9 protein-coding genes are annotated in these 14,635 nt (G+C 53.1%); 2 read left to right on the top strand and 7 right to left on the bottom strand.

All coding sequences use genetic code 11. The features are described 5' to 3' along the window. Nucleotides 1-335: 335 nt before the first annotated feature. A complete protein-coding gene (locus ACK4S7_RS11700; RefSeq protein WP_409647012.1) occupies nt 336-1,400 on the top strand; it encodes an AI-2E family transporter in 1,065 nt (354 codons plus the stop codon). Nucleotides 1,401-1,848: 448 nt separating this feature from the next. Here the strand turns inward: ACK4S7_RS11700 and ACK4S7_RS11695 are convergent, their stop codons facing one another. The 5 genes from ACK4S7_RS11695 to ACK4S7_RS11675 form a co-directional block, all read right to left on the bottom strand. Further along, nucleotides 1,849-3,384, bottom strand: a complete 1,536-nt coding sequence (locus ACK4S7_RS11695) for a M28 family metallopeptidase (RefSeq protein WP_409647010.1) — start codon at nt 3,382-3,384, stop codon at nt 1,849-1,851. 293 nt (nt 3,385-3,677) lie between these two features. Further along, nucleotides 3,678-6,200 carry a hypothetical protein gene (locus ACK4S7_RS11690; RefSeq protein WP_409647007.1) on the bottom strand — a complete coding sequence of 841 codons (2,523 nt, stop codon included), beginning with the start codon at nt 6,198-6,200 and terminating at the stop codon, nt 3,678-3,680. 163 nt (nt 6,201-6,363) lie between these two features. Continuing rightward, nucleotides 6,364-6,852 (bottom strand): hypothetical protein, encoded by a 489-nt coding sequence (locus ACK4S7_RS11685; protein ID WP_409647004.1) that lies wholly within the window; start codon nt 6,850-6,852, stop codon nt 6,364-6,366. Nucleotides 6,853-7,024: 172 nt separating this feature from the next. Beyond that, the gene (locus ACK4S7_RS11680; protein ID WP_409647001.1) at nt 7,025-7,633 is read right to left on the bottom strand and encodes a response regulator; all 609 of its coding nucleotides are present in this window, start codon (nt 7,631-7,633) and stop codon (nt 7,025-7,027) included. Further along, nucleotides 7,630-9,342 carry a sensor histidine kinase gene (locus tag ACK4S7_RS11675; RefSeq protein WP_409646998.1) on the bottom strand — a complete coding sequence of 571 codons (1,713 nt, stop codon included), beginning with the start codon at nt 9,340-9,342 and terminating at the stop codon, nt 7,630-7,632. Before ACK4S7_RS11675 ends, ACK4S7_RS11680 begins: the two co-directional genes overlap by 4 nt. A 317-nt stretch (nt 9,343-9,659) precedes the next feature. Here ACK4S7_RS11675 and ACK4S7_RS11670 point away from each other — a divergent pair, with 317 nt between their 5' ends. Further along, nucleotides 9,660-10,760 (top strand): alpha/beta hydrolase family esterase, encoded by a 1,101-nt coding sequence (locus ACK4S7_RS11670; protein ID WP_409646996.1) that lies wholly within the window; start codon nt 9,660-9,662, stop codon nt 10,758-10,760. 59 nt (nt 10,761-10,819) lie between these two features. Here the strand turns inward: ACK4S7_RS11670 and ACK4S7_RS11665 are convergent, their stop codons facing one another. Both ACK4S7_RS11665 and ACK4S7_RS11660 read right to left on the bottom strand, forming a co-directional pair. Next, on the bottom strand, nt 10,820-14,107 hold the full coding sequence (locus ACK4S7_RS11665; RefSeq protein ID WP_409646994.1) for a PAS domain S-box protein: 3,288 nt from the start codon (nt 14,105-14,107) through the stop codon (nt 10,820-10,822). 195 nt (nt 14,108-14,302) lie between these two features. Then, on the bottom strand, nt 14,303-14,635 hold a 333-nt coding region (locus ACK4S7_RS11660; protein ID WP_409646991.1), incomplete at its 5' end, for a hypothetical protein.

The following is a 14,635-nucleotide window of genomic DNA, read 5'->3' as shown; positions in this document are numbered from 1 at the left end:
GGTATTGCCCAGCGAAATCTGACATGCGATTGGTTTGATCCTAATGATGTGCGCGGACACGAACGTAAACTGGCCCGCACTGCGAATATCTGCACAGAAAAATTGCAAAAAAACAATACCATACTCTCAAAACGCAGTTCGGGTTGGGGTGGTTCAGATTAATTTTTGAACGGTAATGTTGGAACCTTAATAAAACGACAGCTTCCATTTTGATCAAGGACATTTGCAATCCCAGTTGAGGCACGTCGTTCAGTCGCCGTAATTTCGTTGCTAAACTGTCGCAAATTGTCCAGCATATCCAGCATCAAATGTAAGCTATCTCAAAGGCTCCAGTGGTGACTGATCTTCCAAAGCGTGCTGCGCAGAAACCAGGGAAAATGCCATCCGCTCAAATCGCTCGGGCGACGGCGATAGTTGTAGCCGTTATAGGCGTAGCTTTATTGATGGTCGAATTGTCGCGGCTGCTGTTGCTTGTTTTTGCGTCGGTAACCATTGCTTCTATCTTTAGTGTTTTGGCTGAAATGATCCGGCGCAAAACAGGAATTAGTCAGAATATTGCGCTTTCAATATCGGTGTTGTCGCTGATCCTTCTATTTGCTGGAGCGTTTGCGCTTTTTGGTACCCAAATTGCCAGTGAATTTACGACACTCCAAAAGACACTGCCCACAGCGTTAAAAGGCTTCGAAGTGTTTCTCGACCGATACGGGTTTGGCGATCCTTTGCGCAGTTTAATTAGCCGTGGTTCAAGCGATGCATCGGAGTTAATTTCGCGGGCGGGCGGATATGCGATCGCGGCCGGCAGTGGTTTGGGAGATTTTATATTAGTATTCGTTGGGGCAATTTTTCTGGCGAGTAGCCCCGATGTGTATCGACGAGGATTATTGCTATTGCTGCCTGAAAAGGCTGAAGACTCTGTAGGAGCAGCACTGGACGATGCCAGAAACGGACTTTCAGGGTGGATGTTAGGTCAAGCCGTATCTTCGCTGTTCGTCGGCGCGTTGACGTGGGTTGGACTCATGTTTCTTGGCGTCCCGGCATCAGGCGGGTTAGCGATAATTGCGGGACTGCTCGACATTATTCCGATGATTGGTCCGTTTATTGCAGGCGTTCCTGCGGTTTTGCTTGCCTTTACTGTTTCGCCAATGACAGCCCTGTGGACGCTGCTATTGTTTATAGTAATCCAGCAACTTCAAAGTTATTTAATTCTTCCAATGATCCAGAAGCGCGCCGTTGATTTGCCACCCGCGGTTCTCCTTTTTGCACTGTTCGCTTTTGGGATGTTGTTCGGATTTCTTGGGATTTTGCTCGCTGCTCCCTTAACTGTTGTCGCATTTGTTGCGGTACGACGCATTTATGTCAAAGACATGCTGGGAAAGGATATCAGCGGGCTTAATAATTAGTGAGTTGACCATGTCAAATTTGCGCCAGTGGTAGGGGAAGCGTACGATGTCCCTGCAAAGTTTTTAGAATGGGTACAGATATCGCGTTAGCAGCATTCCCTTCGCCGCCCTGCCATTGACCCATGCGGTTTCTGCGCACTTAAAGCCGGCCATCCCGATTATTCCTGTCAGCATTGGGCACCGATTCATCAATGGTTTCGGATCTGCTATTCATGCTTGAAATGACATCATAGGTAGCCGCGCTGACGACCGTTGTAGCCTCTGCTGTCACCATTACGACTGCGCTATTCAAAGTAGTGGTAATAACGCCTTTCGCCCCAATAGCGACGATGATGATCGCACATCGGGCAGCGGCGTCCTACCCTGTCGAAAAGTATAAAGCCGTATCCAGGATAGTAATAACAGTCGTGCAAACCACCGCTCTCAAAGACAGATCTTTAAGCAGTGTTTATTCCCCGGCTGCCCCATAACCATTGTAAAGCGTGCCAAAGAAATCGCCCTTATTCCAACGTGGCCGGTCGGAGGCATCGGCAAGATCACGTGCGATTGCGAGATTGAGGCCGACAAATTTTGCTGCTGCGCCCCAATCGATTGGGAGGTTCATGTCATCCGATGGCTGATGGTAATTTGTTTTGAGGAACTCCGCGCTGGCAATCTTCCCGTTACCTCCCGGACCGGTCACAAGGAATACCGAGGGAATGCCCTGTTGCACAAATCGATAATGGTCAGAGCGGGTGAAAAATCCTTCTTCTGGCTGTGGATCGGGAACAAGCCCAATACCCATGGATGCCCCCGCACGGGCGACAGCGGGGCCGATGGAAGAGCGCTCCGCCCCAAAGGCAACGACGTCGATAAAGTCATAAGTGACGATAGGCATGTCAAGATTGACGTTGGCCACAAGGTTCGCCTTTGGCGTGGTTGGGTTTTGCGCGAAATAGTCAGCGCCAACGAGGCCCTTTTCCTCAGCCGTCACCGCAAGAAACAGGATTGAACGCTTAGGCTGTGCTTTCAGATGTTTAAATCCGTGTGCAACCTCAATCATCGACGCAATGCCCATGGCGTTATCCATCGCGCCGTTACAGATCGTGTCGCCTTTCACTTCGGGGCAGATGCCTGTGTGGTCCAGGTGACCTGATAGAACGATTACCTCGTCTTTCAACTTGGGGTCGGAGCCTTCCAACAAGCCAACCACATTGCTGCTCATCACCGTGTTGATCTCTGTCTTGATGGCAACACGTGCTAGTGTAGGCAGCGCCATGCGCTTAGGGTTGCTTGCTTTGCTTTCCGACGCGGCAAAGATCACGTCCGCGCCCCCGGGTATGCCAGCAAACAATTTTGCCGCTCCCACCAGGCTAACAGAGGCAATTACGGGCGCTGTGCCGCCGGGGTAAGACGGGGTGCCACTCGTATCCGTCCAAGTTGCACCAAGATAGCGCCAGTTGCGAACACGCTTCGTGAAGGCAGACACCTTTTCGCGGGTAGGGGTATCTACGACAATGATACCGACGGCACCACGCTTTGCGGCCTGTTCGCGCTTGCTCACGGTGTTCGCGTAATGCGCACGTTCTTCAGTTGGAAGAGTCGACGGGGCACCTGCAAGCAATACGACGATTTTCCCCTTCACATCGATACCTGCATAATCATCGCGTTTAAAATTCGGCGCAACGACACCGAAGCCTGCGAAGACCATCGGCGCGTTGAGGTTGATTTCAGACGCCAGTGGAGTGGTTCCGGGAAAATAATCCACGCCGAATTCAAGCGCGGTTTCCGTTGACCCGTTGATTAACGAAATGCTGCCTTTGTCAGCGGCACGAAATGTCACGAGCGGCACAGGCTGGATAAAACTGTTTTTGGCACCTGCAGGTTTCAGGCCCATGGTTTCGAATTGGGCTGCTACATAGCGCGCCGCGATGTCATATTCCGGCGATCCAGCCTCGCGTCCCTTCATTTCGTCACTGGCAAGGAATCCTACGTGCCCGCGCATCGCAGCTTCGTCTGGTTGCCATGTTTCCGCGGCTACAGGGGTTGAAAATGCACAAAGGATAAAGACGGCAGTTCGCAACATAAAAGAGCCCTTCAGATAGCTTGGGCGGGTCTATCGGGTTACCTTATTGGGCGCAACATGTCGTATGGCGATATTCTCCAGCGGACTGTGTCATTCATAAAGGGCGCGGACAAGTGTATTTCGTCATGACAGCAGATACCCTCGTAACGGGGTAGACCCGGCGTCGTCAGGAAGTTGAAAGCACGTCGCTGGCAGTGGTCTGAGCGATACCCTTAAAAGGCCTTTCGAATCTCGACTTCGATAGCGCGTCCTACCGGGTCCCGATAACCGCGTTGATAACGCAGGGGAGTATTTCCTTCATTATCGATCACTCGCTGGCGTTTGTTAAATGCGTTGGTGATGCCAAAAGAGAGTCGGGTGCCTTTAAGCCATTTTTCGTTTGCGCCCAGTTGCTGGAGATCCGCAAAAGTTCGGATGTTTACTAAGGCAAGAGATGAAAACCGCAATTGGGTGGGGGCGGACAAGGTGCCAAGATTGAGGCGTGAAGCACTTCGCCAAGACGCGTTCAACCTTATTCCGACTTCCCGGTCGCTCAGGTTTACACCGGCATCGACCGTGTGCCGCGTTCCCCCGCCGCCAAAGCCGATTGCACCTCCGTCAAGCAGGTCCACGACCGAGAAGCCTGGCCGGGCAACCAGCTGATCGGCCAGATTGATGCTATGCCCGATTGACGCCTGAAGTCGTGGCCTTGATTTTCCACGAACTGATGGGGCTTGTGAAGGTGTGATATCATATAAGGGAGCAGCGAGATTAATGCCCCAGCGGAACTGTTCGCTCGAACGGCGCTCGAAGTTGACCGGGCGCGCATCGACGGTGACCAGTCGTCCGTCAGCGTCGCGTATGAAACGTTCGGGGAATGCCGCGATAAGATCGATGCTCGTAGGCGGGAGCGAAGATATGGGGTTGCTGCGTTTCGTAGCAAGATACTCCGCGTTAAACTGGAGGTTGATGCGGGGCAACAGCATCGCGGTCGCCGACAGTCTGCGTGTAAGGACTTTTTCCGGAAGTAGGTCCGGATTTCCGCCACTGATCTGACTGACGTCAAGTGTTTCTCCAGTGACAACGTCAAAGAAACGAACTCCCTCACTGACTATAACCGCCTCGCCGATCTGTTCTGCCTCAGGCAGTAACCGTTGTTTATTCAGCGAACCTTGCAGGGTGATCCGCTCGATGGGGCGCCAGTTTAATGCGACGCCATGACGCCGGATAGCTCCCAGTTTGCGGACATCAGTGATGCCATAATCCAGCGTGACCGACAGGTCACCAACGGCGGCCAGTGTTTTGTTTTCACGGCTGGTCAAGGGAATTTCAATGCTGGCTTGGCCAGCGCGCTCATGACGATCAAGCGATCGGCTTGAGGAAAAGAACGGATTTTCGTTAAAGCCGGACTGACCGATATGGCGCAGCGAAGCATTGAGATTGGCGCGTACCGGCCCTGCAGGGAGATTAACGACCGGGCCCGTGGCGGACAACGCAAACGCGCTGTTCTTGTTGGTTGAGCTGGAGCGATCCAGATATAAGTCGACGAGCCCGCTGGATAGCTCCCCGAAGGGATTAGGGGCGCTGACGTCAAGAAGGATCGGCGTCGTCGGCGACTGGCGCTGGCGCTGCGATTTGGACTTGAAGCGGCTATACCGATAATCCCCTCTTGCTGTGATCTGCCAGTTGCCGCGGGTGGCATTCAGTGCAAGGCCAACGTTTCCGCGGAGGTATTTGGACTTTCCAGCAAGGGGGTCTTCTTCAAAATAGCGTGCAATGGCCACGGGCCGCGTAAATGGCGAAAAGGGACTGTCGGTCGGCAGGACAAAGACAGCTGCACGAAGTCCCTGGAGGGAAGTATATGCGTTTTGCTCAATCCTCCCGGTCAGTGAGGCGCTCAGCCAGCTTGTCAGCGGCGTATTCGCACTCAACGACATTTCATGTGTCCGTTGCGCCGGGCGCACGGTGCGATATTGTCCAAGGTCAGTAACGTTCGGTTGGCCTGCTGTGGCAACAAAATTCGCGAGTGTGGGATTTGGGTTATTGGCCGGAACGGCGGCGAGGGTAATGATCTGGCCAGCGGCCGAGCTTAAAGCGGGATCGATCTCGACCGAGCCGGAAGACGGGTCAGCGAAGAGATTTCCGGCCAAGGCATAGGGGAACCGTGCAGTCGGCTGCAACAAGCCTCGCTCGCTTTCGCGAATTTCATCCTCGTCCCGCGCACGAAATGTGACATTTAAACGCCTTTGCCCTGCAATTCGCGAAAAAGTGGCTTCGCCACCAAATGCAGCATAGCCGCCATCGGTCGCGAACTGGCCGCGGATAGTGCCAATGTTTGAAGCAAAAACCCGTTTGAGAACGATATTATAGGCTCTCCGATCGGTCGCCGCGCCAAGTCTGGCTCCTGCACCGCGGGGCAGTACGTCAATTCGCGAGATCGCTTCGGCAGGATAATCTGTAATATCGCCGGGATCTTTGACGGGGATACCATTGACGAAGATGACAGGTGCATCAGCGTCCCCGTTTTCTGACGCGACGAATTCAAGCACCTCGCCTATTGTGCTGGCACCATAGGAAAGGACGCCATCTTGGTCGATAGTTCGCTCAGGCTTAAGTTCCGCCAGGGCCGCTTGCTGCTCGCGCGTTGCGGTGACTACTATTTCGGGGTTGGATACTTCGCTTTGACCAGCGGAGGCGGTACAGAGACATAGTAGTGCGCCAAAAAGTCTGAAGGACTGTCGTGAGGAAGCCGCCATGAATTAACCCTGTGCCGACAATCGGAGTGTTGTCGATCTGCTTCGTACATTACATTGGTTACCGCATCGTATTGGTATGCAATCAACGTATGTCCAAGAAATATAAGAACCCCCGGCGGATCGTTGATCTACCGGGGGCGAGTAAGTAATCCTTACGATATTATTAAAGCGCGACGCCGTTCACAAAGAGGCCGCCAGTGCTGCTTACTATCTCTGGATTGCCAGCAGGCGAGGTCAAAGACCAATTACCTGAGTCATCAGGGCACGAATTTAGCGCCGGTCCTTCTGACGTGGACCCAGACGAAGATGACTCGCTATAACCATTTAGATTGTAACCCGTGATCTGGTTCTTTACCCGCGCCGATGCAGCAACAACACCTTGGACAGAAGACGTAGTAGTACGTTCACGGTCTTGGACTTTTTCATTTTTGCTGTTTGTGCACTCCCAAGTCACTTCAGAAACCACTGTGCTGTTATAAGTGAATGCCACAGTGGCAGTCTGAAGCTGAGCATTGTTCAAACCCAGAGCAAGCTGAACATCACCCTTGCCAACAAAGCCAGTGCCTGTCGCTGGATAAAACTCTACCGCAGCAACGGCAGCAGTTGAAATAGTGGCGAGCGCGAGGCTCGCTGCAAAGAGCATTTTTTTCATAATTGTCATCCCTTATCGTTAATTACCGTGCCCGTGCGCTGGTCGTCCGGTCGGTTAAGGTTTCATTAACGATTCGCCTTCGAGTCGCCTATTAACCTTCGATAACAAGGCGTTTGAGAGTCCCGGACTGGGGCAAGGCGAAAGGCAGAAATTAACACTGCAGCGTTTCGTATCACCGACGAAAGGCGCTGAGCTCCATACGGCTGGAAACGCCTAGCTTTTCGTATATTCTGTTCAAATATACTTTGACGGTGCCTTCGGTTAAGCCGCATTGGTCGGCGATGGCACGGTTTCGCAAACCTGCTGCGACGAGCTCGGTGATTTGCCGCTCCCGGGGCGTAAGCTGATTATAGGGGTCCTTGGCTCGCTCTTCTTTCAACCTGGCAGCGCGGTTGAGTATGTCACGGGAAATCCAATGTAATCCAGCCGAAACGCGTTCGAGACATTCTATCAACTCGCCGCCGCCCCCTGCCTTAAATACGATTCCCTCTACCCCCAAAAGAACGGCTTCGAGCAGGTCGTCATCATTAAGGTCGGCTGTTAAAAGTACGATTTTCACCGAAATCCCGGAAATGCGTATTTCGCGGATAATTTCGACGCCAGTTAAACCGGGCATGGAATTGTCTATTATGGCAATGTCCGGTTTTTCAGACAGGATGGCAGCAAGCGCAGCCCTGCCGTTCGTCAGCCGGGCCAGCACTTCATAGGCACTATTGGCGAGCAGGCCGCTAATGCCAGAAAGCATGAGGGGGTGATCATCAGCAATTATTACGCGCGTCACGCCAGGGCACCCGCCGGAAATGAAATTCGTATGATCGTTCCCTCTGCGTCCCCAACAATTTCAAGGGTTGCGCCGAGAGCCTTCGCGCGTTCATTTAGCGAATATGGGGGTGCCATGTTGGCGTCCGACCATCCTGAACCATTGTCCGAAATCTCCAATATTATCTCATGCCCAGCCATCTTGAGGTCAACAGTTACCCGATCAGCGTTGCCGTGCCTGACAGCATTAGCGACCCCCTCCCGGATCATTTGTTCCATTTCCCGCTCCACCACTCTACTCACGCGGCCTGCGCCCTCGCCTTGAAAGAGGCACGCAATGTCCCATTGTCGTCCAAGGCGACCCGTTAAGTTAGAAAGCTGCCAATATGTATCGCTGGCATCATGATCGTCCCTAGGCTGGCGCAATTCAGTTATCATGTCTCTCAACAGATGTTGCTCTACTGCGAGCTCGTCCTGGAGAACGTCAATTTCCGGGCCTAATTCGGCTGCTGTCATACCGGAACGTTTGAACCCTTCCAAACGGAACGAGATCGCTGCCACGATTTGTACGACGCTGTCGTGGAGGTCGCGCCCTACGGATAATCGCGCGCTGTTTGTTGCAGCCTGCTTGGTCAACATATTGAGCTTAATTTGTCGGTGAAAAAGGGCGATTTCCTCCGCAATTTCAGATCCTGTCGTCAAGTCGTCCGCCGTCAGAGTTTCTAACCCATCGATAAGAATTACGCAGTTCAGATCCTCTTCGCACACAGGCACGCACATCAAATGCCCAAGATGCCGACCCGCGCAGAAGCGGATCAAATTAGCGGTAGCGTAACAGGCGCGGGCAGCTTGCCCGGTCCCGACCAGCATTCTACCGGTGGACGGATCGAGCAGGAACGGTTCTGACGACAACAAGGAAACCAGCGCGTCGATGTCTTGACCGTCTGTCAGCCGCGTTGGAGCACACACGTCGGGCAGACTGGAAATCTCATACCACTGACCCGCCATATCTTGCTGCGCGCAAATGATCTTGGTGGCGCCGGTCCGCGTCGCGACATGCTCACATATTAAATGTAGCATGTCGTCACGCTCTCCTGGGCCTTGAAGACGGTTGGCGAGCGGGAACCGACGGGACAGCCTGTCCCGATCAAAGGTAAACCAAACACATAATCCGGACAGGACCGCCAAATAGGTTGCGCGAATTACCAGTCGTTGACGGTCGATCTCGATCGCTTCCCACAATCCGGACAACAGTCCGGCGAATAGAAACAATAAATTGACTGTAATGGCGGTAATTGCTGTCTCGCGCCCGCCCCATCGCATCGCTACCGACAGCAACAGAAACAGCGAAAATGTGAAAAATGGGCTGGTGTAACCATCGGTCGCAAAAACCACGACGGCAAAGACCAATAAGTCCACGACGTGGAGCGGCCGCGCAATGCGATGATCCCACCACCAAGAGCGCCAAGCTGTGACTACTGCGACCAAGGCGATGAGTACATAAATCGCAAGAATAAAATAGGCCGATTTTGGTGCCGCTGTCGGTTGAGAAGGGTCCACATAGATTGCAAGAAGGAAAACACTTGCGAGCACCAGTCGGCTTAAAGCAATGGCTCGGCCTGTTCGGTACCATGGGGCGCCTACACTTGCCTTTACGTGCTTTGACCAGCCTGCACGGACCGCTTCAAATGCATCTAACGATACTGGTTTTTCATTGTTAAAATTGTTCATCGCGTTACGGATATGGCATGGTAATCTGGATCGCGGTTACTGGCTCATGTCAGTCATTCGACCCGTTCAACAAATCAAACTTTGCCCTTCCTTCCCCCTTCCTTATTTTACACGCGATAACATTGATTTACAAATAAACAACTACCATAGGAAATCTATAATTTCATGGTGCGGAATATTTTTTACTCGTGGCTTATTTGCAGTGGCTCACTTCGGAGCCGATTAGGCACTTTGAAGCAGTTTACGGGAACAACTGGCAGCCGGGTTGATTATGTTGCAGTGCACAATATATTGTGTCCTAATATAGGAATAGTGCGATGAAACCTTCGCTAGACGGTATGCAAGCAGTTAAGAAATTAACGCGATCTGGTAAACTTCTCGAAGCAACAGCTTTAATTCAACAACTGTTATCCGGGCAAAATAAGGCATATGCTTCGGCCGATAAGACCCTTCCATTGCGCGAGGCTGAATGGGCTGCGCAATCTGTTGGTCTCAAGCTATCTAGATCAGGGGAAGGCCAAAAAGAGGCGAACCGCCACAAGCCCATGTCGGGCGTTGGGTGCGATCCCGGGCATTTTGAAAACAGACAATATTCCTGCGATCTGGGTCGGCGATCCTACAAGCTTTTCACACCTTCGCGGCATGGGGGCGAGTTAATGCCGTTAGTCATAATGCTGCATGGCTGCACACAAACGCCAGACGACTTCGCGGCCGGCACACAGATGAATGAGTTGGGAGAGGAATTAGGATTTCTCGTTGCCTATCCCGCCCAATCTTCCAGCGCGAACCCTAATGGCTGTTGGAACTGGTTTAAGACGTCTGACCAACAAAAAGACGCAGGCGAACCTGCATTAATTGCCGGGATTGTCCGTGAAATCGTTGCTGACTACGCTGTTGACGCCTCACGCGTTTACGTTGCAGGTTTATCAGCGGGCGGTGCAATGGCTGCGATTTTGGGTATGACTTATCCTGAACTTTTTGCAGCAATAGGGGTTCATTCAGGTTTACCATTTGGAGCGGCAACCGATGTAGCGAGTGCTTTTAAAGCTATGAAGCGCGGCCCAAACCAAGTCGCGGGTTCCAGATCAGGCCAGACTGTTCCGACAATAGTATTTCATGGCGATCGAGATCGAACAGTCAATCCGGCCAATGCGGACGGCGTATTGGCGCAATTTGATCTTCAGGGACCGTCGGACCAGTATATGACTAGCTTTGAGAATTCCCCTAACGGGCTGAAATATGTAAAATCTGTACAATCCGATGACAACGGGAAGCCGATGTTTGAAAAATGGTTAGTCAAAGGTGCTGGTCATGCATGGTCAGGTGGTAGCCCGCGCGGTTCATATACCGAACCTCGCGGTCCCGAAGCCAGTCGCGAAATGATCCGATTTTTCCTGAAGCATAAGCTCGGCGAGTAATTCCAATAGTCTGGCGCGGTTAGTTCATTTGGGAACCCGCTTGGTGATATAAATATGCGTTATTGCATATCTAGATCGGCAAGCGCCGCAATGAGGTCTTCGCTCAAATATGGTTTCGTCAGCCTAGGCAGATCAGGCGACATGCCTTCGATATCGGCGTAGCCTGAGATAATCAGAACTTTGAGATCTGGCATATTGTGGCGCAATGCTTGCGCCAACTCTGGTCCGGTCATTCCCGGCATAAGATGATCCGTCATCAGCAGCGTAGGGTTTAGCCCTTGCCCAACCAGATCCAGGGCATGTTCGGCGGAGTGCGCTTCCACGACACTAAAACCCAGTTCCGAAAGCATATCTGCAGTCATCATCCGTACCAGTGCCTCGTCATCTACCAACAACACCGTTCCACCATATCTGGCTTCTGTTCGAATGACGTCTTGCGACACATTTTCCTTAACCGTGGTGCTGCTTACCGGCAGCAGCAAACTCACTTTCGTTCCCATCTCTTTTTGCGTCGATATCTCAAGCGCGCCGCCGAGCTGAGCCGCCAAGCCATGAACCATTGAAAGCCCAAGCCCGGTTCCTTTTCCCACGCCTTTGGTAGAGAAAAACGGCTCAATTGCTTGCCGTGCGATGTCATCGTCCATTCCAACGCCATTGTCTTCAACAGACAGACGAACATAATCACCGGGATTAAGTCCAAGCGTGTTTTGATCGCCGATCGTTTCGGCTGACAATGAAATCAGGAGCGTGCCGCCATCGGCCATCGCGTCGCGCGCATTCACCGCAAGGTTCAAAAGCGCCATTTCCACCTGGTTCGCATCAGCCATCGCTGGGGGTACCGCATCAGCCACGTCTACGACAACGCTCACTTGGGGACCAGTGGTGCTGTCTACCAGATCTGCCATGTTTTCAACTAGCGTGCGAAGGTCGACAGGAACGGCCTGCAATGGTTGTCTGCGGGCAAAGGCCAACAATCGTTGCACAAGTGTTTTCGCGCGATCCGCTGATTGCGCGGCTGCATCCATAAGCTGACGTTCACGTTCACCGCCAACCCCGCGACGCTTCAAAAGATCGAGCGCGCCGATAATCGGGGTCAGAAGGTTGTTGAAATCATGTGCGACGCCTCCGGTAAGTTGACCGATAGCCTCCATTTTCTGACTCTGGCGCAAGGTTTCTTCGGCAACAACCTGCCGGGTAACGTCCCGGCTTGAGCCTATTAAGCGCGTTATCCGACCCTGCTCATTCCGCATCGGTATGATGGAAGTGTCCCAATAGCTGGTGGCGCCCTTGATGTAATATTGTTCCCGATATTGGTAGATCGCACCAGTTTCGACGACATTCCGGTATGTCTTAAGCACATCCTGAGCGAGTTGTTCCGGCAGGATGTCCTCAATACGCTGGCCTCTGATATCTTCCAACCGGAGCCCAATGCCCGCTTCATGAGCCGGATTTGTCTCCTCTACAACAAAGCCGCCATCGGGCTCAACGCCAATGACAAAAAGCGCCTCGGGTGTGTTTTCAAAGTAAGCGCGATACAGCGCGTCGACCTCACGCTGGGCTGCGACGGCTTGTGATATCCGCTGTTCCAGCGTTTCATTCAGCGCCATAATACCAAGCTCGGCTTCCTTGCGAGCAGTGACATCAATGCAAACGCCGTACATCATCTTAGGCTTGCCATCTGCCTTTCGCGTGACTTCACCTTGGTTGTACAACCAGAAAAGCTGGCCATCTGGATGGCGGTAACGAAATTCGCTTTCGTACCTGGCTGTGGCACCGCTCAGAGCTGCACTCAGTCGGGCGCGATCAGCTTCGGCGTCTTCCTCAAACATCCGACTAAAAAAGTCTTCAGGAGTGGATCCAGCCCCGAATATTTCGTCTGCGTTCTCCGAACGGGTAATAAGCCCACTGACGAGATCGAAGCTCCAGACGACCATCCTTGATGCCGCGAGGCCACGCCGAAGCTGATCTTCGCTCTCACGCAGCCGCGCTTCAGCCAAACGTTTTTTCGTAAGATCGATTGAAACTGCGAGAATGCCCTCGACCTGTCCGTCTTCTGATCTGATAGCGTTAACGCTGTTACGCACCCAGACAGTCGACCCGTCAGGCTTCACATACCGCTTGTCAATTTCGAACGGCGGACCACCAGCAGCTGCAGTAGCAAAGAGTGGCATATTATTCGTCAGATCGTCAGGATGGGTGATGTCCTGCATTTTCAGGCCGAGAAGCTCTTCCCTGGGGTGGCCCACCATCTCGCAAAAACGATCGTTCAGCTCCAAAAACTTCCCCGACAGATCGGTTCTGGCAAACCCGACGGTCGCCTGGTTGAATATCGCTCTTAGCCGACTCTCACGTTGCCGTAAGCCCGCCTCGGCCCGAGAGCGTTCCACAGCCGCCCAAGTGCGCTCCGCGACCTCGGCAGCCAGGTCCCTATCATCCTCTGTCCAGCAGCGGGGAGATGGGTGATGCAGATACAGAAGTGCAGTGAATTTTCCGTCCTTTATGAGGGGCACAATGAGGACGGAACGCGTATTGATGAGGGTGAAGGCCGAAGCGGCTACCCTAGGGTCAGTAAGGACATCATCGACTGAGATCGATGCACCAGCCCTCAGCCCGGCAATGATGGCTGGACCGAAATCGTTCAACCGGTGCTGACCCGCTATGCTTGCCATGCTACCATCGGTCCAATCGCGCGCAATGATAGCGACCTGTTCATCGTCATCGATTTCGCCATATCCGACACGATTTACCCCGAGCTCTCGACCGGCGGTCTTTGATGCAACCGCTATGATTTCATCGGCATCAGCAATATGGCGAAGACGTTCCCCCAGTTCCAGCCGGAATAGCTGGCGTCGCTCGTTGAGCATGGCTTCCGTGGTTTCCGCTACTGCGCAAAAAACCCCACTAACAGCTCCGCTTTCGTCGCGAACAGGAGAGTAGCTGAAGGTGAACCACGCTTCCTCCTCAAACCCTTTGCGCGTGGTGAGCAGCGGCAGATTCTCATGATAGGAGGCTTCGCCGTCAAGCGCCGCGTCTACCAGCGGCGCGATGTCGGGCCAGATGTCCGCCCAGACTTGCGCGAATGGCTGGCCAAGTGCTTGCGGGTGCTTGCTGCCAAGCAACTCCGAGTAAGCGTCATTGTACAAGAAACCGAGTTCAGGTCCCCAGGCTACAAACATCGGAAATTTGGAATTCAACATCAGGCCGACCACGGACCGTAAAGATTGCGGCCATGTTCCAGGTTTACCCAGCGGCGAATGAGACCAATCCTGCGCTGCCATCAACGCACCGGTTTCGCCGCCACCTTGCATAAACTTTAAGCCATGGCCTTCTGGCATTGTGGCTGACAATTACGATCCTTTCGGCGGCATGAGATCATGACTCACCAGCGGCATTATTGCTGCAACCGACGGATGCGCCCCATTTTTCTCCAAACGATCTTTCCCCGTTTTTGTTCCGTTCTAAAAGATGCCGCAAAAGACCGCTAAACACACAGATGTGGCAGACTATCCGACAGGGTATAGCAACAGGAAAGGCCCAGCGATCTAGCCCGAAACTTGCCGGCGGACGATTTCAAACCCGACTTTCGCCACGCGCGCGGGGAATAATCCATCCCGGCTTGTCACGGCGCGGGCCAGGTTCAGCGCGTCCCGATACTGCCGGTCGCGTAAAAGGGACATGAACGTCCAGGCCGCTATTAACGAATAGACGCGTGTGGATCCTTTCAAGCCGTCAGCGACAGCGCAGCGCTGTTCCGGTGTCAGCCCCTCTTGGCGCTGCAAAAGCGCATGCGCTGTATCGAGCATCCTCAGTGGGTTCCCCTTGCTGAGGCTCCCTTCCACGCGACGATATTCGGCCGCAATGCATGAATAGGGCCA

It is taken from the genome of Sphingorhabdus sp., assembly GCF_046292425.1.
Taxonomy (GTDB): Bacteria; Pseudomonadota; Alphaproteobacteria; order Sphingomonadales; family Sphingomonadaceae; genus Sphingorhabdus_B.
This window is presented reverse-complemented; position numbering and strand designations above follow the sequence as displayed.